This is a genomic window from Moraxella sp. 179-F 1C4 NHS, from assembly GCF_045370505.1.
GTDB lineage: Bacteria > Pseudomonadota > Gammaproteobacteria > Pseudomonadales > Moraxellaceae > Faucicola > Faucicola tetraodonis.
On the sequence record NZ_JBIQEC010000002.1, the window covers coordinates 20,332 to 42,684 of the forward strand.

Sequence of the window (22,353 nt, forward strand, 5' to 3'; positions counted from 1 at the left end):
ATATGCCAGAAACGGTATAACCAAAAGCACGGTATAACCAAAAACGCGGTATAAATCGACAGGCGAGGACACAGTGAAGAACCTGCTAGATGGTTTGACGTATGGTTTATTTTTAACTGTGTGACAGTTGCTATTGCCAATAGCTCATCGGTGAGTCTTCAAGTTCATTCAGAATTTTTCTCAGCCCATCTGACCAATGTTGGCGGATGCTAGCAAAGTATTCATCGTTTTCATCAATGCGATACCCTTGTGGCATCTGTAGGCTGTCATTGTGATAGACCAACACATCAATGGGCATACCGACGGATAGGTTGGAGCGGATGGTTGAATCAAAAGAAATCAGAATGGCTCGCATCGCTGATTTGAGTGATGCGTCATAATTCATGGAGCGGTCTAAAATAGGTTTGCCGTATTTACTTTCCCCTAACTGGAAAAAAGGCGTATCGGTTGTTGCTCTGATGCAGTTGCCTTCAGGGTAGATAAAATAAATTTCCGGGGATTGTCCTTTGATTTGTCCACCCAAAATAAAACTGCTTCTAAACTTGGTATCGGTTTCTTGTGCGATGGTTTGGGCATGGATGGTGGTTTCTCGCAGGCACTCACCCACCAATTGCGCGGCATCATACAGGGTAGGGACGGTATGCAGATTACGCTCTTGCGCAAGTTTGATGGCGTTATCTAATTTGGTAAATACCGCTTGTGACGTCGCCAAGTTGCCGGCGGTTTGTAGCACCAAAAACCGCTCGCCTTCAATGCCGTATTGATACATTTTGCGAAACATCGATACTTGGTCGACGCCCGCGTTGGTGCGAGTATCACTGGCGAAAATCATCCCGTCTTTGAGTCGGATACCCACACAATAGGTCATGGTTGTTCCTTTTTAGCAAATACTGGTTTAGCAAATATTGGTGAATTAATAGTGGCAAATTACTGCTGCGCTGCAAACTGCGCGTTAAGCTGCGGTATGTACTGGGGGCTTGTAGATACCATGACTTGACTATACAGTCGCTCGTCACCGCCCCCTGTTCTCACCCCGCGCACTGGCGCCGCATCGGCATAGTCACGCCCAAAGGCGATGTAGACATGGGAGTTGGGGGTAAAATGTTGGTTAGAGATATCAAAGGTGTACCAATTACCCGCAAGCCAGACCTCTGCCCATGCATGGCTTGCCATATGCGCTTGGGTCGCTTCATAAATATAACCCGATACATAGCGCGCTGCAATGCCTTTATCCCGTAGCAGCGCCAAAAATACATGGGTATGGTCTTGGCACACCCCAGCCGCCATCGCAAACGCTTGCTCTGCTGTGGTGCCGACATGGGTCACGCTTTTGGTATAGGGCATTTTATTGAGCAAGTCTTTTGCCAATGATTTGAGGATAGCTAACTGCGCATCAATGTCCTCACTTTGCAAAAACTGCTCAAGCGCGTCATGGGCAAAGTCACGCATGGCTTCGGAGCATTGGGTCAGCTTGGTGGGTACGGCAAAAATCTGATACGGCACTTGCTGATTGTCAGGGATAAATAGGGTATCAGCGTTAATTTCTACTTCACCAAAGGCTTGAATTTGCAAGTTGTTGTGCGGTTCGTGACGGCTTAGGGTGAGCCATTGGTTGCCAAAGCCGTCCGTTTGCATTTGTGCGACTTTAGGCAGCATCACTTGCCAGTTATGGATAGTTTGGTGGGGTAGTGTCATCGGCGTCATGCGGATGTATTGCACACTGCGTAAGGCAAGTTGTTCATAAAAATAATTGGTTTGGTGGCTGATTATAAGTCTCATTGTACTCTCACTAACTGCTTATTTTTGTCAAAATGATGGTAGTCATCTAATAGATTTGGCTTATACACCTTGCTGTAAAATATTTGAAAACGCGCCCGATAGTGACTGAAAATCTTTGGGTTGATTAGACTTTAACAGTTGATTGACCAATCGATCCAGCTCACGCCAGCGGGTGTTTTCTGGCAAGGTATTAACAACTTCTTTAAGTTTTTGCACGCACTCACGGCAATCTTTTTTCATCAATATATGACAGTCCAGCGATTCAAAACATTGTCCGAGTTGCCAAAATGTGACCACAATCGGGTTTTCTTGTTGCATCGACGCATTGCAGGCATAGAGCTGTAGGCTAGCAGCGCGGTACGCTCCCGTATTGGCTAACCGTTTGATGAGGTTATAAAGTTCAGCCGTATCTTTGCCAATAACGCCTTTGACATCTTGGACATTTTGCTCGATAAAGCCAATGGTTTCTGGCACCTTGTTGTTGGCAAGATAGTCATATAGGGCATCAGCATCGGCTGAAATCGGCAAGCCAAGATTGTGCACGATTGCATCGACATCTGTTTGGCTGCACTGGTCATTTGACAGCCGTGTAATGATTTGTTCATAGTAGCGTAAGCGCTCACTGTATCGCCCTAGCCACACTAAGTAGCTCGCTGTTGATAACAGTAAAATTAAGCGATTATGGTTGATATTTTCATACGCCAATAAAGTCGATGATTGCGATTTTCGTTCATGGTTGGTTTGAATGGTGCCCAAATGAGCGCTGCCTTGTTTGCCGCTGAGTTTGCCATTGACGGTATCGACCACCCAAGTGTCTTTTACCCCGCCGCCTTGGGATGAGTTGACCACCAATGAGCCTTCGGTCATTGCCACTCGTGTCAATCCGCCTGGTACAATATCCACTGTGCCATCGCCATGTGACAATACAAAAGGACGCAAATCAATATGGCGCGGTGCGATGCCACTGGCAACCGCGGTTGGGTTGGTGGACAAGCTAATGGTCGGCTGGGCGATAAACCCTGCTGGGTTGTCTAGTAAACGTTTGCGGTAAGCGGCAATTTGTTCTTTGCTTGACGTCGGTCCTATCAACATCCCATAACCTCCCGAGCCCTGCGTTTCTTTAATCACCAACTCTGGCATATGGTCGAGCACATATGCCAACTCATCGGCATCACTGCATTGATAGGTTTGCACATTGGGTAAAATCGGTTTTTCACCCAAATAATACTCAATTATCTTGGGTACAAATGGATAAAGGCTTTTATCGTCAGCAATGCCTGTGCCTGGGGCGTTGGTTATCACCACATTGCCTGCGCGATACGCACTCATCAGCCCTGACACCCCCAAGATTGAATCGGGTAAAAACGCCAACGGATCCAAAAATGGGTCGTCAATACGGCGATAAATCACATCCACTTGTACCTTGCCGCGCACCCCTTGGATGTAGACATGGTTGTTTTCTACAATCAAATCATAGCCATGCACCAAGGGCACATTCATCTCACGCGCCAAAAACGCATGTTCGTAGTACGCACTGTTAAAACGTCCTGGGGTGAGTACCACGATTTGTGGGTCGTATTTGTTGGTGGTGCTCGATAGACACGCCTTTAACCGTTTTGGATAGTCCGCCACCGGTAACACCGATTGAGATTGGTAGAGCTTGCTTAGTAAGGTTTGCGACACATTGCGGCTCTCGAGCATATAAGAGACGCCAGAAGGGGTGCGTAAGTTGTCCTCAAGCACACAATATTGTCCGTGCTGGTCGCGAATCAAATCAATGCCGCTAATATGGGCATAGACGGGTTTATCCAAGTTGATACCCAGCATCCACGGCTCGTAGCCACTATTTTTAAACACAAACTCGCTTGGCACAATGCCTTCTTTGACAATCGTCTGTTCGTGATAGATATCATGGATAAATTGATTGAGCGCGCGGATACGTTGTTGGCAGCCTTGTTCCATCACTTGCCATTCTTGAATGTCAATGATGCGCGGGATGATATCAAAGGGTATCATGCGCTCAATGTTGCTGGCATCGCTATATACAGTGAAGGTCACACCGCGGCGATAAAAAATATCCGATGCTTGGTTATTCAAACTAATTAACGTGTCTGAATTCATCTCTTGAAGCCAAGCACCCACCTGTTGTGCCGAAGGTCTATATTGCCCATCGGCGAGTTGCAGTTCATCAAATGCTTTGGCAATTGGCATTATTGGCTCCTTATTCATGACGAAAGATGAAATAGTTTTTGCCTCACGATGGCAGACATTTTCTTGATAAATTATGCTATAGACAATTTATTAGATGATTTATCAATTAATTCATCAAGTTTCATGCCAAAAAAAACAAAGTAAAAAAAGTTAAATAGTTGAAAAATAGATTAAAAATCGCTCAATTTTGCACCAAAATTAATCGAATTATTGAAGTTGGTGCAGTGTAAAACAAAAAATCTATGCCATAGGGGCATAAAAAAATATGCAATGAACCAAACTGATGCAAGAGAAATAGTTTGGTGAAAAATTAAACCAATATTTTTCTACTAGGGCGTGTCCCTATTTGGATAATGAGACTAAAAATAGACTAAATCGCCAGCAAAACAAGGCAAATTGTGCAGATAATATTGGAATATTGTCAAACAATTTAACGCAGTTTTGCCAGATTTAGGCATTTTTAGGCCATTAAAAATACTTTGTTCCGAATTAGGGACACGCCCTAAATTGTTATATGAAAAAATTTTTTTATTAAAAATTATTGCAATACATCATCAGATAATGCGCATACTAATAGCAATAGTCAATATCTAACTTGTACAATGTGCGTTTTAACAGCCAACAGATTGAGCCGCAAGCCAAAAGCTTTAAATACTGGCTAATAGATCAGCTAAAAGCCAATGATAAAACGATGTTTGATTGGCAGACGCATAGCTTTGCTCGCCAAAATCACCCAACGCCTGAGCATTTATTGCCTGTATTTTTTGCCCGAGGGGCAGGGGATGTGATGTCGGTGGTGCATGAAAGCTTTGCTCACTACAATCTGGGTATGGATATTTATTGGTTTGATTAGTGGATAAAAAAGGCAAATTAACCGCAGTAAATTTGCCTTGTTATTTTTATCCCTCTCTTGAGGGAGGAAATCAACGTTACCATCAATCAATGAATTAATGCATACGATTTCAAATATTATGGCAGTAAGGTCACACCTGCTTTGGTAACCACGGATTTATGAGAGTAGTCTGCGCGGTTTGGTAGGGTTAATGTGCCTGTTTTTTTGATGTAATCAACCAAAGATTGGGTATAAAGTAGCTTAGTGTCTTCGACACGGTTTGCGTCGGCAAAGATAGGCGCAAGCGTCAAATAACCATCTTTACCGCTAGCGATATAATCATTGGTCACCATTACATAGGTTTTGGTAGGATCAATCGGCGACCAAACACCTGTATTGCGGTCACGCACTTCAACATTGACGACACGTTGCCCATAGTCTTGATTAAGACGTAAGTCCCAACGCAAGCCATCGGCATAAGGGTGCGCACCTGTTGATGGTGCTTGACCGTCAATACCAAAACTCGCATTTTTAACCGCGTCTTCTAGGGCAGCGACGACTTCGCGTCCTGTGATATTCAGATTCACTAAGGTATTGCTAAATGGCAAGATGGTATAAGCGGTTTGGTTGGTCACATCGCCTTTCATCAACGCCTCACGCACACCACCTGCGTTTTGTAATGAAAAATCAGCCCGTAAGCTGGCATTTAAGAAAGCTTTTGCTACCAGTTGTGCTGCATCACTACCTTTGGCGTATTTGGCGCTGTATTCACAGCCGACTTTGGTGGCTGAATTACTGGTACCTGGGACACGAACCAAACAGAAGGTATCATTGGCGACGCCAATTTTTTCTGCCAATTTGGTTGACAGTTGGGTTTTATAACCATTGATGATGTTTTGTGTCGTCGGATTCGGCGTGACTGGCAACAGTACATCTTGCTTTAACAAATATGCTTTATTATTTGCTAACTGAGCGACGACTGATTGGTTAGTGGCTTCTGCCATTGCTTCATATTTACCAGTGGCGGTATTAAGCTTTTGCAGGGTATTGCTGATTGGCAAGATGGTTGAGCCTGTACAGCTTGCGACACTGCCTTTGTCATTAAAACTAATGTTCATCAAGCCGACCGCTTTGCTGTATTCCCAGGCTTGCCCAATACAGACAGTTTCACCGTTTTTGTTGGTGGTGATGGTTGGGTATTTACCTTGCGAGCCAAAATTATTGGTCGCATATGAGTTATAACTACCCAATAAGGTATGCGAATCGCCACCGATAATGACATCCACGCCGGTGAGATTCTTGGCGATTTTGATATCGTTGTCATAGCCAAGATGACTCAATAACACAATATGTTCAATACCTTGATTTTTCAGCTCATCAATATATTTTTGGGCGGTTGCTTGTTCTTCTAGGATTTGGGTGGTGCTCAGTGGACGAGAAGAATTTTGGGTTTTACCTTTGATATTAACGCCAATAATCCCGATTTTAACGCCTTCTTTCGTCTGCTTGATGGTATAAGGCTTGAGGTAATCAGTCGATGTTTTTGGCGCAAGCGGTGTACCAACTTTTGCCACGACATTGGCAGCGAGTACAGGCGTCTGACAGCTGCCAGTATGTAGGCGATCGATAAAGCCTTTCAAAGTTGCATCACCATCATCAAATTCATGATTGCCCAATTCAAACGCATCAAAACAAATACTGTTCATGGCATCGGCATCGGCTGCGCCTTGATAAAAACTATAGTAGCTAGTACCCGTCAAAGCATCACCCGCATGCAGTTTTAGGAAGTTCTGGTTGACATATTGCTGTGCTAAATCTGCAAAAACTTGCGCGACTCGAGAGAAACCACCGAGTTCTGCTTGGTATGACTCGCCATTGAAATTAAAAGTTTGGCTGGTGTCTGCCTCTAAATGGGAATGATGGTCATTGATGTGAGCGATATTAATGGTAACAGGTGTATAAGTAACGTTGTCGGTTTCGCTATTACAGCCTGTAACACTCAATAACATACTCGTGGCTAATGCCGATAGTTTCAGAGATGTTTTCATGGGGAAGCCTAATTGAGTTAAAAAGAAAATTGAGTTAAAAGGATTCGTTGCAAAAAAGAAAGAAATCTTAATAATTTTTAACATATAGTTATGACATTTTGGTGAATCGGTGTATAGATTTTTAAGGTGATGGTTCAAACTTTTAACAGGGTTTCTTAGTCGATTGGTATCGATAGTCTGCGCGCAAAATGGATAAACTTTATCATCAATTTATCGTCAAAGCGTCATATAAATGTCATTTATGTTGCCTATGCTTTTAGCGTTTTTATCGAAACGCCTTATCTGTTTTGCGGTATTTTCATATTCAAAATCACAAATTTGAGACTTCGCCATGTCTAATGCCATCCCCGCTTTTACTTTAAAAAATCTAGGTAGCCTAAAAAATCTAGGTGGTATTGCCTGTATTACGATCATCAGTATGACTATCAGTGCTTGTAACAATGACAATGACAGTTCAAGTGCTGACCCTAAACCCACGATTCAGCAAAACACCAAGCTGACAGTAGCCCTACTTGAGACCACTGACTTACACACTAATTTGCTCAGCTATGATTATTTTAAGCTAGCTGAAGACAAATCAATCGGGCTTGAGCGTACTGCCACGCTGATTAATGATGCGCGTAAAGAATATCCAAACAATGTGCTACTCGATAACGGCGATACCATTCAAGGTACAGCCTTGGCGGATTATCAAGCGCAAATCAAACGCATTAGCTGTGACCAAACGCTTGCAACATATAAAGTGCTAAATCAATTAAAAGTGGATGCCGGTACCATTGGCAACCATGAATTCAATTATGGTCTAGATTTCTTGAATCAAGTGACGGGTAGTCAGCTCAAAGTGGATGGGGTAACGACAACCACGGCTTGTAAAGGTCCTAACTTCCCATTGGTGCTTGCCAACGTATTTAGTAACAAAACTAAAGAGCCGCTATTTAAGCCCTATCAAATCATCACCAAAACCTTTACCGCAACAGCGCCGGATGGTAAAACCGTACAAGTGCCTGTCAAAGTCGGCGTGATTGGCTTTACAACCCCTGGTATTATGAATTGGGATAAACGCTACCTTGACGGCAAAGTTTATACCCAAGGCGCCAAAGAAATGGCGGAAAAATACATCCCAGAAATGCGTAAAAACGGCGCCGATATCGTGGTCCTGCTATCACATGGGGGTCTAGATATCGCGCCCTATAGCCCAACGATGGAAAATGCCAGCTACTATCTGTCACAAGTTGCCGGTGTCGATGCCATGTTTATGGGTCATAGCCACCAAGTGTTCCCAGACGCTAAGAGCACAGCAGCAGCCTTTAATGCATCAGGCGTGGATAAAGTCAACGGCTTGGTCAACGGTGTACCGACTGCACAAGCAGGTTATTGGGGCAAAAACCTTGGCGTGATTAAATTGGATCTGACTTATGACGGCACCAAATGGGTCGTCAATAAAGCAGGTACCAAAGTTGAAAGCCGCAGCACCCAAAACGCCGATAAATCCTATGTAGTTGCCGATCCGACTATCGCCAGCTTGATTACCAAGGAACACGAAGCCACAATTGAATATGTCAAAACCCCGATTGGCACCTCAGATTTCAATTTGAGTACTTACTTTGCCGATGTGGGCGATGTGTCAGCGATTCAAGTGGTCAACCAAGCACAAGCCAGCTACGTGAGCGATTATGTCCAAGCCAATCTGCCACAGTACAAAGATATCCCTGTGCTATCAGTAAGTGCGCCATTTAAATCAGGTTTTGCAGGTGGCTCAGACTATACAGACGTGGCTAAAGGTCCTATCGCCATCAATAATGCGGCAGACTTATATTTGTATCCAAACACGGTGTATGCGGTCAAAGTGACAGGGAATGATATTAAAAAATGGTTAGAAAATGCCGCACAACGCTTTAACCAAATCGACCCAACCAAAACCACGCCCCAAGCATTAGTTAGCACTTTTGCAGGTTATAATTTTGATATGTTTTCCTCGCCAGATATCAAATATCAAATTGACGTAACCAAACCCGTCAACAATCGTATTCAGAATTTGACGTACAAAGGCGCGCCCATCAATCCCACGGCTGAATTTATCATCGCAACCAACAACTACCGTGCGGAAGGCCTACCAAAATATTACAATATTAATAGTACGCTGGTTTATGCATCTCCCGATGCCAACCGCGATGTTTTAATTGGCTATATCAAACAGGCAGCGAACTTGACACGCGCCAATAACGGCAGTTTCCGTAGCTGGCAATTTGTCAAAGTACCAACGGCAGGTCAAGTGACGTTTAAATCAGCGCCCAATAAACTCGCGCTGGCTCAAGAAGCGGGCATTACTAATATCACACAAATCAGTGCCGATGATGGCAGTAATAAAGGCTTGGCCTTGTATGCCATTGATTTGTCAAAATAACCACGCTGTTAGTTTAGCTTATTGTCACACAGCCATTAGTATCTGCTAATGGCTTTTTTATCGGTGCTAAATGGTGAATAAATGGTTTGATAAACATAGAATTACTTACTTAAAATTTGTTTGTTTGACTGTAAAGGATTGTAGCGAACCACTGCCAATGACAGTTTTTATACTCAATATCTGCTAAAATAACACAGATAATTTTAAACTACTGATAATCAATTATGGGTTTATTTCGTTTTTTTGAAAATCGTCTGGAAGTCTATCCAGAAGACAATTACAACCTACCGACGGATAATTTTCTGAAGTTTCTGTGGGCGTGTACTAAGGGTTTGCGGGGTTGGATTTTTGCCTTCATGTTCTTGACGGGCTTGATAGGCGTGTATGAGTCGCTACTGTACAAGTGGATTGGCGATATCGTCAACTGGCTGGGTGCTTATACGCCCGCTAATCTGTGGACAGAAAAAGGCGATAGTTTGCTAATGATGGCGGCCGTGTTGGTGGTCAGCCCGATTTTGGTTGGGTTAAGTTCGCTGATTCATTTTCAGACACTACAAGGCGTGTTCCCGATGCAGATGCGTTGGCGTTTTCATCGTCAAATGCTCGGTCAATCCATGCAGTTTTATCAAGACGAGTTTTCCGGTCGGGTGTCTGCCAAGGTAATGCAAACCGCGCTTGCGGTGCGCGATACCATTATGACCATTGCCGATATGCTGGTGTATGTATTGGTGTATTTTGTCAGTAGTGGCATTATTTTATTTCACCTTGATGGTTGGTTACTCATCCCATTTCTGTTATGGATGGTGATGTTCTTTGCCACTGTGGCGTATTTTATCCCCAAGCTTAAAAACTCTGCCAGTCGCCAAGCCGATGCCCGTGCCTTGATGACAGGGCGGATTACGGATGCGTATGCCAATATCACGACGGTAAAATTATTTAGCCACTCTCGCCGTGAGCTAACTTATGCCAAAGATGCGATGAGCCAGTTTTTGGATACGGTGCATGACCAAATGCGCTGGGTGTCCCGCCTTGAGCTGGTCAATCATTTGATTAATGTGGTATTGGTCGGTACTACGGTAGCGCTCGGTTTGTACCTGTGGTATTACAATGGCCTAAGCGTGGGGGCGATTGCGGCAGCGACTGCGATGGCGATGCGTCTTAACGGCTTGACCCATTGGATAATGTGGCAAACGGCGGCATTGTTTGAGAATATCGGTACCGTGCAGGACGGCATGAAAACCTTGTCAAAACCGCATACCGTGGTAGATAAGCCGAATGCTAGGGATTTACTCATCACGCAAGGCGAAATCAAATTTAGCCATGTCGATTTTAATTATGGTCGCAGTGGCAATAAAACCAATGACACTGATGCCAAGCAAAAACTACTCGATGATTTTAACCTTGAAATTAAAGCAGGTGAAAAAATTGGTCTAGTGGGGCGCTCTGGGGCAGGTAAATCAACCTTGGTGAATTTGCTACTGCGTTTTTATGATGTCGATGGGGGCGCGATTTTGATTGATAATCAAAACATTAGCGATGTCACCCAAGAGAGCTTACGCCAACAAATTGGCATGGTCACTCAAGATACCTCATTACTACACCGCACCGTGCGAGAAAATATTGCCTATGGTCGCCCAGATGCCACCGATGAGCAAATCATCAGCGCCGCCAAACAAGCGCATGCGTGGGAGTTTATCCAACATTTAAGCGACGCAAAAGGCAATGTCGGCTTGGATACCCAAGTCGGTGAACGAGGGGTCAAGCTCTCGGGCGGACAACGCCAGCGCATTGCCATCGCCCGTGTGATGCTCAAAAATGCCCCGATTCTGCTGCTCGATGAAGCGACCTCAGCACTCGATAGCGAAGTGGAATACGCCATCACTGACAGCCTTAACGATATGATGGCAGGCAAGACCGTGATTGCGATTGCTCACCGATTATCGACAATTGCGTCGATGGATAGATTGGTAGTGATGGATAGAGGGCAAATTGTCGAACAAGGCAGCCATGCCCAGCTTTTAGCTCAAAATGGTGTATATGCCAAATTATGGGCAAGACAAAGTGGCGGTTTTCTTGGCGAAGATGATTAAATAAAGGCAGTGCTAACTTACGCTAGATTTGATACCACCCAACGGCAAGCGTGAATGGCAAGTCACAAAAGGCTTAGTCATAACTTTTCACTGGGTCTTATAATCAAGTGACTAAGTGATTAATTAGGACAATTGGCATGGAAGAACAATGCATCAAGCTAAATGGCAAAAACGCCAAATACTATAACATCAAAAACCCCACCGCTAGCCAGACTGCCCATTTTTACGGCGGTAACGGCTTTGCTCTAGGCGTCTATGAGCCACTCTTGAGCGACTTAGCGCAACATCTTAACATCACCGCGCTAACCATGCGGGGTGAGTGGTACGATAAACCGACCGAAAACGCGCTGACGCGGGAACAAGATGCCGATGTCCTGATTGAGTTCTTGCAAGCCACCCTAGCAGAGCGAGACGGCAAGCCCGTCATCGGTATCGGGCATTCACAAGGGGCAACTGCTACCACTATCGCAGCCGCCAAACGCCCAGATTTGTTTAGCGCGCTTTACTTGCTTGAGCCTGTCACCTTTACCAACCAGCAAGGCAAGCTTTACAGCCTGGTGCCACGCATGGTGAAAATGACCCGAGAACCCTTTAAAAGTACCCAAGTCAAACAAGCCAACTGGGGCAGTGTGGATGCGTATTATCAGTTTCTTCGCCGTCATAAAGCGTACAAACGTATCACTGATGAACACCTTTTAACCTATGCCAAAAATAGTCTAGAGGCAGGTGAGCAGGCTGAATTCACGCTACGTTTTTCACCCAAGCAAGAACTCGCCAATTATTTTGGTACACCGCTGATTATGAAGCCATTACAACAGCTTATTGCCGACAACAAAGTGCCTGTGCAGTTAATCATCGGTAAGCCGTCGATGTTTATCAGTCAACAAGTGCGCCAAATGTGGGATACATTCGTGCCCAAGGAGCAAATGACGGTGCTCAATGACTATGGACATTTACTGCCACTTGAAGCACCAGAATTATGCGCCAAGCTCATTTTTCAAAAGCTAAAGTTGACAAGCTAACATGAGTTTATTTGCCGCCAATCCCAACGAGAATTTGTTGCCCTACGATGGCATTGTCAATGATTTTGGGCAGGTTTTTGACAGCCCTGCTTATGAGCCCAATGCCCTTTATCGGCATTTTTTAACGCAGTTACCTTGGCAGCATGACGTTGTCACAATTTTTGGCAAAACCCATGTCACCCACCGCCAAATCGTGTGGATGAGTGAAAACGATTATCACTATTCTGGACAACGTAAGACGGCAACGCCTTGGACAGCAGATGTTTTGGCATTAAAACAGCACATAGAACTGCTGCTGGCTGAGCAACAGATGAGCGCAAATTTTAACGCTTGTTTGTTTAATTATTACCCCACAGGCGATGATGGTATGGGCTACCATGCCGATAATGAAAGCGAACTGGGTAATGAGCCCATTATCGCGTCTGTCTCACTAGGGGCAACCCGTAAATTTGTATTCAAGCACCGCATCACCAAGGAAAAAGTCGAGATTCCCTTGCAAAATGGACAGCTGATTGTCATGCGCGGACAAACCCAGCGCCATTGGTTACACAGCCTGCCTAAAACCAAAAAAGTAACGGAAGGTAGAATTAATCTGACCTTCCGTCATATAGCGAATTAAAGATCATTTAGCTATCGAGAAGCGCCTGCGCCGCAGCAATGTCGAGAGTACCTTCATAAATAGCACGCCCTGTAATGATACCTTCAAGATAATCACTGTAGGGTTTTAGATTTTCGATGTCTTGTAAGTCCGTTACCCCACCTGAGGCAATCACCGGAATACCGCCTTCTTTTGCCAAGTTGACCGTTTGCTCGACATTGACGCCTTGCATCATGCCATCACGCGCAATATCGGTATAGACGATAGAAGATACGCCTGCATCGGCAAAGCGTTTTGCCAAATCCACCGCTTTAACGTCGGTCACATTTGCCCAGCCATGCGTCGCTACCATGCCGTCTTTGGCATCAATACCTACAATGATATGACCGGCAAATTCTTGACACGCTTGTTCAACAAATTCAGGTTGTTCGACTGCTTTGGTACCGATAATAATATAGGTCAAACCCGCTTCTAAATAATGACGGATGGTATCAAGGCTACGGATACCGCCACCGAGTTGAATGGGTAAATTTGGGTAGGCTTTGGCAATCGCGGTGACGACGTCTTTATGCACCGGCACACCATCGAAAGCACCGTTTAAATCCACTAAATGCAGGCGTCGAGCGCCTTCTTTTACCCAGCGGCTTGCCATTGCGACAGGGTCATCACTAAATACGGTATCGTCTTCCATACGCCCTTGTTTTAGGCGGACACATTTGCCGTCTTTAAGGTCAATGGCAGGGATAATTAAAGTTGGCGTAGTTGATAACGTCGTCATGGGGTTGTCCTGTTGTCGGTTGGCGCAAAGTTGAGCTAGGGTGGTCAAAATGTGTGTCGCTAGAATTTGGCGATAATTTTACCGTATAATGCCAACTAAGGTTAAGATATTTTGCATGTGGGTATTAGCATCACAGGGGGAGGGGTAATGTTATACGTGGTGATAGCAGGGATTTTTATATTAGGGTATATGGCGATTGCCTTTGAGCATAACATCCATGTCAACAAAGCTGCCAGCGCGCTACTGACTGCGATTGCGTTATGGGTACTGCTGAGCTTTGGTATCGATACGCTTGTTGCCAACCATTCGGTGACCGCCAGTCTTGCCAATCATCAAGATTCCTTGCATTTTGTCGGCGAGCAGTTACGTGAGCATTTGGCAGAAATCGCCGAGATTTTGTTCTTCTTGATGGGGGCGATGGCGATTGTTGAGCTGATTGATGCGCATGATGGCTTTCGAGTGATTACCGATAAAATCCATACCAAAAATGCCAGTAAATTACTCGCCATTATTACGATTATCACCTTTTTTCTCTCATCGTTACTCGATAACTTAACCACCACCATTGTAATGGTATCACTGGTGTCAAAAATCATCGATGACCAAAAAATGCGATGGTATTTTGCAGGTCTTATTGTGATTGCGGCCAATGCAGGCGGCGCTTGGTCACCTGTGGGTGATGTCACCACCACCATGCTATGGATTGGCGGGCAGATTACCGCAACGGGTATTATGGCAAATGTGTTTATCCCAAGTATCGTATGTACACTAATCCCCATGGGTTTGGTGATGATGCAGCTAAAGGGTCAAACCATGACTGCGCCTGTACTGCCAAGCGGACAAGAATCTGACAGTGAATTGGCTAGTATGCCTATAGAGCAGCGTATCGAAAGCCTACGTGCTACCATCAAATCAAATGCCCAAGACAGCATCAGTCAAAAAACGCGCATGACAGTGTTACTGCTGGGCTTGGGTGCATTGGCATTTGTGCCAATTTTTAAAACCATTACCCATTTGCCCCCTTATGTCGGCGTGTTGTTTGGCTTGGCAGTACTGTGGATGGTCACTGAAATCATGCACCGTCACCAAGATCATTATATCCGTGAGCGTATCGGGGTTGAAGGCGTATTAAGCCGTATTGATATTCCCAGTATTTTATTTTTCCTCGGTATTTTATTGGCGGTGGCAGCGCTTGCCACTGCGGGCATACTCGGTGATGTAGCAAAATGGCTGGATGCCACTTTTGGCAATGTATATGTCATCAATGTCATGATTGGCTTGTTATCCTCAATCGTGGACAACGTGCCTTTGGTAGCAGGGGCAATGAATATGTATCCGCTGACCACCGATGCCAGTATCGCGCAAGCGGCGGCATCTGAAGCGGCGCGCCTTGAGCTGTTTCGTCAAGATGGCATGTTTTGGGAGTTTTTGGCTTATTGTGCGGGGACAGGCGGTAGCTGTTTGATTATCGGCTCGGCGGCAGGCGTGGCAGCGATGGGCATGGAGAAAATTCCGTTTATGTGGTACATGAAAAAAATCACTTGGCTTGCACTGATTGGCTATCTGGTCGGGGCAGGGGTGTATGTGCTGATTGAAACGATGATAAGATAATACGATAATTGGCTATTCAAGCATAAAAAAGGCGCTCATTTGCGCCTTTTTTATGGACTGGTTTTATGGACTGGTGGGTGATGGCATAGCTTCAATGTGATTAAACTTGCGCTAAATATAAAAAGTCAAAATTTACCCCAAAAAGCTATTGATTTTGATAAAAATATGCTAAACTATTGCCCTTTTTGGTGTACCTAAACTTTGCTAAAACTGTATTTATGCCGTTTTTTCAATTGTTTGGGTCTTTTAGGCTCTAACCACTGAACTAGATTCAATTGATTGCATTCACAGAGAGAACATTATGGTAGTTATCCGTTTACAACGCGGTGGTGCGAAAAAACGCCCATTTTATCAAATCGTGGTAACCGACTCACGCAATGCCCGTGACGGTCGTTACATCGAAAACATCGGGTTCTTTAACCCACTAGCGCAAGGTCAAGAAGTGCCAGTACGTATCAACGCTGACGCTTACCAAGCATGGATTAACAAAGGTGCACAACCTTCTGACCGTGTTGCCGCTTTATTTAAAGCAGCTAGCAAAGCACAAGCAACTGCTTAATTTTTTATAAAAATTAGGTACAGCGGACTTTAATATGGCAAAACAACCGACAGACTTGCATACCAATGAGGCTAACGCATCGCTGTTTAAAATCGGCGAGCTAAAAAAGCCTTATGGCATTCATGGCTGGCTATGGGTATTTAGCCTTACTGAAGACCGTGAAGCGATATTTCATATGCAGCCTTGGGTCATCAATACTGCCATGGGTCAAAAGACCTTAACGGTAAAAAACTGGCGACAACAAGGTAAAGGCTACGTGGTACAACTTAACGAAGTACCCGACCGCAATATCGCAGAAACTATGTTTGGCGTGAGCCTTTGGGCAGAAAAAAACAATCTGTCTGAGCTTGCAGAAGACGAATATTATTGGTCAGATTTGATTGGTTTGACGGTGATTAGCCAGTCAGAAAATGTCATTTTAGGACGTGTAAAAGAGCTGTTTGAAACAGGGGCACATGCCATTATGGTAGTCGAGCCGACTGCCGATAGTGTGGATGGCGAAGAAAGACTGATTCCTTGGCACAAACAGACCATTGGCGAGGTAAATTTAGCCGAGCAAACCCTGATGGTCGATTGGGGCAGTGATTATTAAACGTTGATACCTTGCATTGATGATTAACATTTGCGTACTCATCCCTGACGGGCACTTAGCATTTATTCGATGAAAGTTTGTCAATCAACAAGGCGTTGTTAATGCCAAGCTAAAGTGAGTGTAGCGTATGTTTTTTGCGGTAATAACCATTTTGCCCGAAATGTTTGCTAGTATTACTGATTTTGGCATCACTGGGCGGGCGCTGGCTCGCAAGCAAGCGGAAATCTTGCTGATTAACCCAAGAGACTTTACCACAGACAATTATCGGCGTATCGATGAGCGTCCGTTTGGGGGTGGTCCTGGCATGGTGATGATGGCAGAGCCGTTACAAAAAGCCATCGACTACGCCAAAACGCAAGCCAATGCGCGCGGTAAAACCTGTCCTGTGGTGTATTTGTCGCCACAAGGCAAGACACTGAGCGAAAGCAGGGTGCTTGATTTTTGCCAATATGACGGCTTGATTTTGTTATGCGGTCGTTATGAAGGCATTGATGAAAGACTACTGAGTCAGTATGTCGATATTGAGTGCTCAATTGGTGATTACGTGCTGACAGGGGGCGAATTGCCTGCGATGGTGTTGATGGATAGTGTGATACGCCGATTGCCCAATGTGATGGGCGATGATTTATCGGCGCAGCAAGACTCCTTCGTGGATGGCTTGCTCGATTGTCCACAATATACTAAACCAACTGAATATCAAGGGATGAAAGTGCCTGACGTGCTGTTGTCAGGGCATCATGCCAACATCGCCAAGTGGCGATTTATTCAGCAGGCAACACGCACCCAGTTAAGACGTCCTGATTTGTGGCAAGCATTTGTGCCAACCAAACAGCAACAAAAATGGCTGACAGAAGCAGCGCAATCTGCTAAAGACAGCAACCCAGATTCATCCACTTGACGGATGCCCTAATCGTGTCGATTGCTATCAAGGCACATAAAATTAGCGGGGAGTATGCGCGTTTGCTGACGCCAACTAACTTTAGTCAGCTTAGCCTCTGTCCCCAGTGAGAGGAGAAAATCTCATGAGTAACAAACATCCTTTGGTTCAACAAATCGAAAACAGCCAGCTTAAGCAAGACGTACCAAGTTTTGGTCCTGGTGACACTGTTGTCGTACAAGTAAAAGTGCGTGAAGGCGACCGTGAGCGTCTACAAGCATTTGAAGGTGTTGTTATCGCTAAACGTAACCGCGGCTTAAACTCTGCGTTTACCGTACGTAAAATCTCTAGTGGTGTAGGTGTTGAGCGTGCGTTCCAAACCCATTCACCACAAATTGCAAAAATTGAAGTAAAACGTCGTGGTGATGTACGCCGTGCCAAACTTTACTACCTACGTGACCGTTCTGGTAAATCAGCACGTATCCGTGAAAAACTGTCAGTGCGTAAAGAAGAAGCGCAAGCTTAAGGCTTTAACTGCGTTATTTATTATCTGCCTAAATGGGTTAAACTTTGATTGTCATGGTTTAATCAACACCAAAAAAGCAAAAACCCCAAATTTTTTAGTTTGGGGTTTTTTTGTTAAGAAGGAATTTTTAAAAACTTGAAATTATTTTGCGAAAAAGTTTAAGTCTTAACATTTTTGTGACATAATTTCAAGTTAAGAAAAGATTAGCTATATTGGATAATTATAATAAGGTATCTTATGAATTTTGAGGTTCATATAAAGAATTTAGGCAAAGTAGGAAATGCTACAATTCCTATAACCCCTTTGACTATTATCACAGGAGCAAATGGTAGTGGTAAAAGTTTTTTTACTAAATCATTATATTCTATTTTAACAACTTTGAATAAAAATTTGTTTAGAGACAGTATTAATCAGGAAATTGCTGTTATAGATAGGCTTTTACAAATATTGACAGAAAATTTATCTCGAAAGAGCAAAACTGATATTGAAGAAATAGATTTACTTAGAGAAGCTACCAATGAGATTCAGCAAAGACTAGAAGAGTTAAATTTTCTGGATTTAGAGTCGTATCTTTTAACAATTAAAAGGCTTGAACCTAACACTAAGCGACTTAAAAGATTACTCCAAAATTTTGAAAAACGAATTAAAGGCACTAAAACGAAATTTGCTTCAATTGAACATCTTTTACAAGCATCTAATCAAAGACTGGTTTCAATTGAGAAAAAAATAACTAATAGTCCAAATTCTTACTATGAGTTTATAATCTCAAGAATCAATAATGAATTAAACAGCAACTTCCAAATTAAGTCATCAAATGAACTTATATCATTTAAAGAAGACTTTGCAACTATTTCAATAGACAGATTATTTGAATATCAAATAAATAGAGGTTCTAACAATGATATTGATTTAAAGTTAGATTTTTCGGAAAGTATACGAAGTTTAAACGAAATTGTCTTTTTTGAATCTCCAGCCTATTGGAAAGTTAGAGAAGCATTAATATATAGGCAGGATGTTGCAAGATTTGAAAATTATGAAAACCGCATACTTACAGGTGTTCCAAAATACTTTTATGACTTAGATAGATTATTTAATTTAAATTTGACAACTACTGGTAAAAACGAATTTGAACACTTAGCAAAAAAAATTGAAGAAATTTTGCAAGGCAGTTTTAAATTTGATAAAGGAACATTGACTTATATTGATAATATAACTTCAAGAGAAATTCCAAAAAATCTTATTTCCTTTGGTATGACTAATCTTGGAATGATTCATGCCTTACTTCAAAAAGAAATTATAACTAGAGGCTCATTTATTTTTATAGATGAACCAGAGTCAAACTTACATCCTGAATGGCAGATTTTGCTTGCAGAAATTTTGGTTGAACTAGCTAATAATGGTGTAAATGTTGTTATAGCTACTCATAGTTCAGATATGTTAAAAGCTTTAGAAGTAAATTTAAAAGAAAAGGATTTAGTTGAAGATAAATCTTTTATTTCAACAACATATTTTACAAACAATGGTGGCTTATTAGAATTAGATGGTGAACTCCCAATTGATAAACTGAACTCTGCAAGAGCAGAATTGTTAAAACCTTACCAAAGAATGAATATTAGAAAGCAAGGTTTCTTTGATGATTGATTCTGTTATAAATGAAGAATATATTGAGCATTCTGCTGATAAAAATGGTTATATTGAAAAGTCTAACAGAAAGGCTTTTTTGTTAGATGGGGATAAGGGGATTTTTCCATTATTAAAGTTTCAGAGTAAAGGTTGTTTAAAAATAGTTGATTATATTAGATATAAAAGCAATGACACCTCCCATATATATTTAATAGAACTCACTGATTTAAAAAATGATATTAAGGACTGTATAGAGTGTGAAGCATTATTAAGAGATACTTCTACTGATGTAAGAAATTTTGTAAAGAGTTTAGACCATGATGGGTTAAAACGAACACAAAAAAAATTATGGCTGGAAACTACTGAAGAAGTAAAAGGTAAATGGATGGGATCTATCGCTTGTTATGAAAGAATATTGCGAATAAGAAATGAAAACATTTATCCTAAATACCATTTAGTAATAGTTCTTAAGAATGATACTGACCCTAAAGAATTAGATTTGTTTAAAACTGAATTGAATAACAAACTTTCGGGGATGACTGGTAGAATTGAAGTTTTGACAACAGGAGAGCTATAAGAAAGAAGATTCATTTATCAGTTTTCAAACACATTTAACTCACGTTGACAAAGAAGATTTTATACATTGTCAACGTAAATTATAATAATTTATTAAAATTCTATGATTTCTTAGCCGTCCAGCCTTTTGGGCGTTCATAGTCTTCATTATCCAAAAATTTATTGCGCTGCTCGGTAATAAATTTTTTGGCTTTTGGGTCAATCATGCTTAAGTGATTTTCATTGATGAGCATGGTTTGGTGCTCTAGCCATTCGTTCCACGCTTTGGCAGATACGGTGTTTTGCAGTTCTTCACCAAGCTTGTTAGGAAACGGCGGTTTTGGCATTTTGGGTAGCTTTTGTTTGTATTTACGGCACATGACCATGTGGTCAGCGGGGTTATAAGTTTCCATTTGTTATCCTGTTAATAGTTGCTAGTCTAAGTTGCTAGTCTAAGTCGCTTGCATCGGCATAAATCCAAGCGGTAGCGCCACTGTCAAAGTGACCTTCCACTCGTGCGTAGGCATCGACTTCGTATTGGTCGGCTTGGGCAAGCTCATCATCGGTAATGTCAAAAATCACACCTGCCACTTTGTCGGTTGGGTTGTTGGTTTTAAGTAATATCGAATGAAAACGTTTGCCACTTTTGGCGAGCACATCTTCATCGGTGATTTCAATTTCACCCAACTGGTAGCCAATGAGTTGGTCTTTACTACCCACCAGTGTACGCCCAAAGATGGCAAGCTGTACATTTTCTTGTTGTAATGTGCCATACGAGAACAGTTTTGGCATATTAATGACCTAATTGTTCGATACGCTGACGACCACGTTCAATCGCCATTTTGACTTGATTAGGCGCTGTACCGCCAATGTGGTTACGGGCATTGAGCGAACCTTCAAGGGTCAGATATTCAAATACATCCTCACCAATTAAGTCGCTAAAGCCTTGAAGCTCATCGAGCGATAATTCACTCAAATCTACGCCTTTTTGCACACCTAACGCTACTGCTTTACCCACTACTTCATGCGCGTCGCGGAAGGCTAAGCCTTTACGTACTAGATAATCCGCCAAATCGGTGGCGGTCGCATACCCTTTCATGGTCGCGGCACGCATATTTTCTTTGTTTGGAATTAAGTTTGGCATCATATCAGCAAAGGCAAGTAGGGAGCCGGTTACAGTATCTACTACATCAAATAGCGGCTCTTTATCTTCTTGGTTGTCTTTGTTGTAAGCCAGCGGTTGGTTTTTCATCAAGGTCAATAGGGTAATCATATCGCCAAACACGCGTGCTGCTTTACCCCGTACCAGCTCGGGCACATCGGGATTTTTCTTTTGTGGCATAATCGATGAGCCCGTACAAAAACGATCGGGGACGACCACAAATCCAAATTGCGCTGACATCCACAAGATGATTTCTTCACTCATACGTGACAAATGCATCATCAACAGGCTTGCGCTACTGGCAAATTCAATGGCAAAATCACGGTCGGATACGGCATCTAATGAGTTTTGACAAATCCCTTCAAAGCCTAATAGCTCGGCAGTAAATTCCCGCTCAATCGGATAAGTCGTACCTGCCAGCGCTGCGGCGCCTAGAGGCATTTGGTTGATACGTTTTCGACCATCAATCAAGCGCTCGCTATCACGCATTAGCATCTCAAACCATGCCATCACATGATGACCAAAACTGACAGGCTGCGCGGTCTGCAGATGGGTAAAGCCTGGCATGATAGTGTCGGTATGCTGGCTTGCCAAATCAAGTAAGCCCGTTTGTAGGCGTTTTAACAATCCTAAAATAATATCGGTTTGGTCACGCAGATATAAACGGATATCGGTTGCAACTTGGTCATTACGGCTACGCCCTGTATGCAGTTTTTTGCCGACATCGCCAATGATAGCGGTCAGACGAGATTCCACATTCATGTGCACGTCTTCAAGCGCCACCGACCATACAAATTTGCCATCGGCAATTTCTTGTTTGATTTGGGTTAAACCACCAACGATTTGGTCTTTGTCCGCCTCGGTGATGATGCCCGCTTTGGCAAGCATGGTGGCATGAGCAATCGAGCCTGCGATGTCTTGATTGGCAAAACGTTGGTCAAATCCGACAGACGCGGTAAATTCAGCGACAAAACTGTCGGTGGCTTCGCTAAAACGTCCACCCCACATACTAGATGTGCTAGAATCAGCGGAAATTTGATTGCTCATAATACGTCCATTTTTTGTGTAAGTTTGAAAGGAATAAAG

20 protein-coding genes are annotated in these 22,353 nt (G+C 43.2%); 12 read left to right on the forward strand and 8 right to left on the reverse strand.

The features are described 5' to 3' along the window. Positions 1 to 130: 130 nt before the first annotated feature. Genes ACH0AB_RS01110 through ACH0AB_RS01120 form a run of 3 tightly spaced genes read right to left on the reverse strand, consistent with a single transcriptional unit; the run spans position 131 to position 3,990 of the window. Positions 131 to 868 (reverse strand): proteasome-type protease, encoded by a 738-nt coding sequence (locus ACH0AB_RS01110; RefSeq protein ID WP_282841646.1) that lies wholly within the window; start codon positions 866 to 868, stop codon positions 131 to 133. Positions 869 to 927: 59 nt separating this feature from the next. Beyond that, positions 928 to 1,779: a transglutaminase family protein gene (locus tag ACH0AB_RS01115; protein ID WP_406876840.1), complete on the reverse strand. Its 852-nt coding sequence runs from the start codon at positions 1,777 to 1,779 to the stop codon at positions 928 to 930. 60 nt (positions 1,780 to 1,839) lie between these two features. After that, positions 1,840 to 3,990, reverse strand: coding sequence for a circularly permuted type 2 ATP-grasp protein (locus tag ACH0AB_RS01120; protein WP_472797689.1), 2,151 nt, complete (start codon positions 3,988 to 3,990; stop codon positions 1,840 to 1,842). A 604-nt stretch (positions 3,991 to 4,594) separates the two neighbouring features. Here ACH0AB_RS01120 and ACH0AB_RS01125 point away from each other — a divergent pair. Beyond that, entirely contained in the window at positions 4,595 to 4,843 is a 249-nt protein-coding gene (locus ACH0AB_RS01125; RefSeq protein WP_177343763.1) for a class III extradiol ring-cleavage dioxygenase family protein, read from the forward strand. A 116-nt stretch (positions 4,844 to 4,959) separates the two neighbouring features. On the opposite strand, the gene ACH0AB_RS01130 is transcribed toward ACH0AB_RS01125, so the two are convergent. After that, entirely contained in the window at positions 4,960 to 6,870 is a 1,911-nt protein-coding gene (locus tag ACH0AB_RS01130; RefSeq protein ID WP_406876841.1) for a bifunctional metallophosphatase/5'-nucleotidase, read from the reverse strand. A gap of 331 nt (positions 6,871 to 7,201) precedes the next feature. On the opposite strand from ACH0AB_RS01130, the gene ACH0AB_RS01135 reads away from it, so the two are divergent. The 4 genes from ACH0AB_RS01135 (at position 7,202) to ACH0AB_RS01150 (ending at position 13,005) form a co-directional block, all read left to right on the forward strand. Next, complete coding sequence (locus ACH0AB_RS01135) at positions 7,202 to 9,274, forward strand: bifunctional 2',3'-cyclic-nucleotide 2'-phosphodiesterase/3'-nucleotidase (RefSeq protein ID WP_406876842.1); 2,073 nt, start codon at positions 7,202 to 7,204, stop codon at positions 9,272 to 9,274. Between the two features lie 224 nt (positions 9,275 to 9,498). Then, the gene (locus tag ACH0AB_RS01140; protein ID WP_406876843.1) at positions 9,499 to 11,364 is read left to right on the forward strand and encodes an ABC transporter ATP-binding protein; all 1,866 of its coding nucleotides are present in this window, start codon (positions 9,499 to 9,501) and stop codon (positions 11,362 to 11,364) included. Between the two features lie 137 nt (positions 11,365 to 11,501). Then, on the forward strand, positions 11,502 to 12,386 hold the full coding sequence (locus ACH0AB_RS01145; RefSeq protein ID WP_406876844.1) for an alpha/beta fold hydrolase: 885 nt from the start codon (positions 11,502 to 11,504) through the stop codon (positions 12,384 to 12,386). 1 nt (position 12,387) lies between these two features. After that, positions 12,388 to 13,005 carry an alpha-ketoglutarate-dependent dioxygenase AlkB family protein gene (locus tag ACH0AB_RS01150; protein ID WP_203172476.1) on the forward strand — a complete coding sequence of 206 codons (618 nt, stop codon included), beginning with the start codon at positions 12,388 to 12,390 and terminating at the stop codon, positions 13,003 to 13,005. Between the two features lie 7 nt (positions 13,006 to 13,012). On the opposite strand, the gene hisA is transcribed toward ACH0AB_RS01150, so the two are convergent. Continuing rightward, the gene (hisA, locus tag ACH0AB_RS01155) at positions 13,013 to 13,762 is read right to left on the reverse strand and encodes a 1-(5-phosphoribosyl)-5-[(5-phosphoribosylamino)methylideneamino]imidazole-4-carboxamide isomerase (protein WP_050325620.1); all 750 of its coding nucleotides are present in this window, start codon (positions 13,760 to 13,762) and stop codon (positions 13,013 to 13,015) included. Positions 13,763 to 13,909: 147 nt separating this feature from the next. Here hisA and nhaD point away from each other — a divergent pair, with 147 nt between their 5' ends. The 7 genes from nhaD (at position 13,910) to ACH0AB_RS01190 (ending at position 20,127) form a co-directional block, all read left to right on the forward strand. After that, positions 13,910 to 15,373, forward strand: a complete 1,464-nt coding sequence (gene nhaD, locus ACH0AB_RS01160) for a sodium:proton antiporter NhaD (protein WP_406876845.1) — start codon at positions 13,910 to 13,912, stop codon at positions 15,371 to 15,373. A gap of 301 nt (positions 15,374 to 15,674) precedes the next feature. Further along, positions 15,675 to 15,932 carry a 30S ribosomal protein S16 gene (rpsP, locus tag ACH0AB_RS01165; RefSeq protein WP_128681602.1) on the forward strand — a complete coding sequence of 86 codons (258 nt, stop codon included), beginning with the start codon at positions 15,675 to 15,677 and terminating at the stop codon, positions 15,930 to 15,932. 34 nt (positions 15,933 to 15,966) lie between these two features. Continuing rightward, on the forward strand, positions 15,967 to 16,524 hold the full coding sequence (rimM, locus tag ACH0AB_RS01170; protein WP_406876846.1) for a ribosome maturation factor RimM: 558 nt from the start codon (positions 15,967 to 15,969) through the stop codon (positions 16,522 to 16,524). Between the two features lie 127 nt (positions 16,525 to 16,651). After that, positions 16,652 to 17,422: a tRNA (guanosine(37)-N1)-methyltransferase TrmD gene (gene trmD / locus ACH0AB_RS01175; protein WP_224054647.1), complete on the forward strand. Its 771-nt coding sequence runs from the start codon at positions 16,652 to 16,654 to the stop codon at positions 17,420 to 17,422. A gap of 124 nt (positions 17,423 to 17,546) precedes the next feature. Beyond that, the gene (gene rplS, locus ACH0AB_RS01180; protein ID WP_007115984.1) at positions 17,547 to 17,927 is read left to right on the forward strand and encodes a 50S ribosomal protein L19; all 381 of its coding nucleotides are present in this window, start codon (positions 17,547 to 17,549) and stop codon (positions 17,925 to 17,927) included. A gap of 237 nt (positions 17,928 to 18,164) precedes the next feature. Beyond that, positions 18,165 to 19,568, forward strand: coding sequence for an AAA family ATPase (locus ACH0AB_RS01185; protein ID WP_406876847.1), 1,404 nt, complete (start codon positions 18,165 to 18,167; stop codon positions 19,566 to 19,568). Then, positions 19,561 to 20,127: a hypothetical protein gene (locus ACH0AB_RS01190; protein ID WP_159375460.1), complete on the forward strand. Its 567-nt coding sequence runs from the start codon at positions 19,561 to 19,563 to the stop codon at positions 20,125 to 20,127. Before ACH0AB_RS01185 ends, ACH0AB_RS01190 begins: the two co-directional genes overlap by 8 nt. A 100-nt stretch (positions 20,128 to 20,227) precedes the next feature. Here ACH0AB_RS01190 and ACH0AB_RS01195 read toward each other — a convergent pair whose 3' ends face one another. Genes ACH0AB_RS01195 through argH form a run of 3 tightly spaced genes read right to left on the reverse strand, consistent with a single transcriptional unit; the run spans position 20,228 to position 22,275 of the window. Further along, complete coding sequence (locus ACH0AB_RS01195; protein ID WP_406876848.1) at positions 20,228 to 20,518, reverse strand: oxidative damage protection protein; 291 nt, start codon at positions 20,516 to 20,518, stop codon at positions 20,228 to 20,230. Positions 20,519 to 20,552: 34 nt separating this feature from the next. Continuing rightward, positions 20,553 to 20,897, reverse strand: a complete 345-nt coding sequence (locus tag ACH0AB_RS01200) for a gamma-glutamylcyclotransferase family protein (RefSeq protein ID WP_406876849.1) — start codon at positions 20,895 to 20,897, stop codon at positions 20,553 to 20,555. Between the two features lies 1 nt (position 20,898). Next, positions 20,899 to 22,275, reverse strand: coding sequence for an argininosuccinate lyase (argH, locus tag ACH0AB_RS01205; RefSeq protein ID WP_406876938.1), 1,377 nt, complete (start codon positions 22,273 to 22,275; stop codon positions 20,899 to 20,901). Between the last annotated feature and the right edge of the window lie 78 nt (positions 22,276 to 22,353).

Bases quoted from the DNA above. Each gene is read 5' to 3' on its own strand.
- rpsP (WP_128681602.1), top strand. From the start codon at position 15,675: ATGGTAGTTATCCGTTTACAACGCGGTGGTGCGAAAAAACGCCCATTT.
- ACH0AB_RS01140 (WP_406876843.1), top strand. From the start codon at position 9,499: ATGGGTTTATTTCGTTTTTTTGAAAATCGTCTGGAAGTCTATCCAGAA.
- ACH0AB_RS01190 (WP_159375460.1), top strand. From the start codon at position 19,561: ATGATTGATTCTGTTATAAATGAAGAATATATTGAGCATTCTGCTGAT.
- ACH0AB_RS01145 (WP_406876844.1), top strand. From the start codon at position 11,502: ATGGAAGAACAATGCATCAAGCTAAATGGCAAAAACGCCAAATACTAT.
- ACH0AB_RS01150 (WP_203172476.1), top strand. From the start codon at position 12,388: ATGAGTTTATTTGCCGCCAATCCCAACGAGAATTTGTTGCCCTACGAT.
- rplS (WP_007115984.1), top strand. From the start codon at position 17,547: ATGAGTAACAAACATCCTTTGGTTCAACAAATCGAAAACAGCCAGCTT.
- rimM (WP_406876846.1), top strand. From the start codon at position 15,967: ATGGCAAAACAACCGACAGACTTGCATACCAATGAGGCTAACGCATCG.
- hisA (WP_050325620.1), bottom strand. From the start codon at position 13,762: ATGACGACGTTATCAACTACGCCAACTTTAATTATCCCTGCCATTGAC.
- ACH0AB_RS01110 (WP_282841646.1), bottom strand. From the start codon at position 868: ATGACCTATTGTGTGGGTATCCGACTCAAAGACGGGATGATTTTCGCC.
- ACH0AB_RS01130 (WP_406876841.1), bottom strand. From the start codon at position 6,870: ATGAAAACATCTCTGAAACTATCGGCATTAGCCACGAGTATGTTATTG.
- ACH0AB_RS01115 (WP_406876840.1), bottom strand. From the start codon at position 1,779: ATGAGACTTATAATCAGCCACCAAACCAATTATTTTTATGAACAACTT.
- argH (WP_406876938.1), bottom strand. From the start codon at position 22,275: ATGTGGGGTGGACGTTTTAGCGAAGCCACCGACAGTTTTGTCGCTGAA.
- ACH0AB_RS01185 (WP_406876847.1), top strand. From the start codon at position 18,165: ATGAATTTTGAGGTTCATATAAAGAATTTAGGCAAAGTAGGAAATGCT.
- ACH0AB_RS01195 (WP_406876848.1), bottom strand. From the start codon at position 20,518: ATGGAAACTTATAACCCCGCTGACCACATGGTCATGTGCCGTAAATAC.
- ACH0AB_RS01135 (WP_406876842.1), top strand. From the start codon at position 7,202: ATGTCTAATGCCATCCCCGCTTTTACTTTAAAAAATCTAGGTAGCCTA.
- ACH0AB_RS01120 (WP_472797689.1), bottom strand. From the start codon at position 3,990: ATGCCAATTGCCAAAGCATTTGATGAACTGCAACTCGCCGATGGGCAA.
- trmD (WP_224054647.1), top strand. From the start codon at position 16,652: ATGTTTTTTGCGGTAATAACCATTTTGCCCGAAATGTTTGCTAGTATT.
- ACH0AB_RS01200 (WP_406876849.1), bottom strand. From the start codon at position 20,897: ATGCCAAAACTGTTCTCGTATGGCACATTACAACAAGAAAATGTACAG.
- nhaD (WP_406876845.1), top strand. From the start codon at position 13,910: ATGTTATACGTGGTGATAGCAGGGATTTTTATATTAGGGTATATGGCG.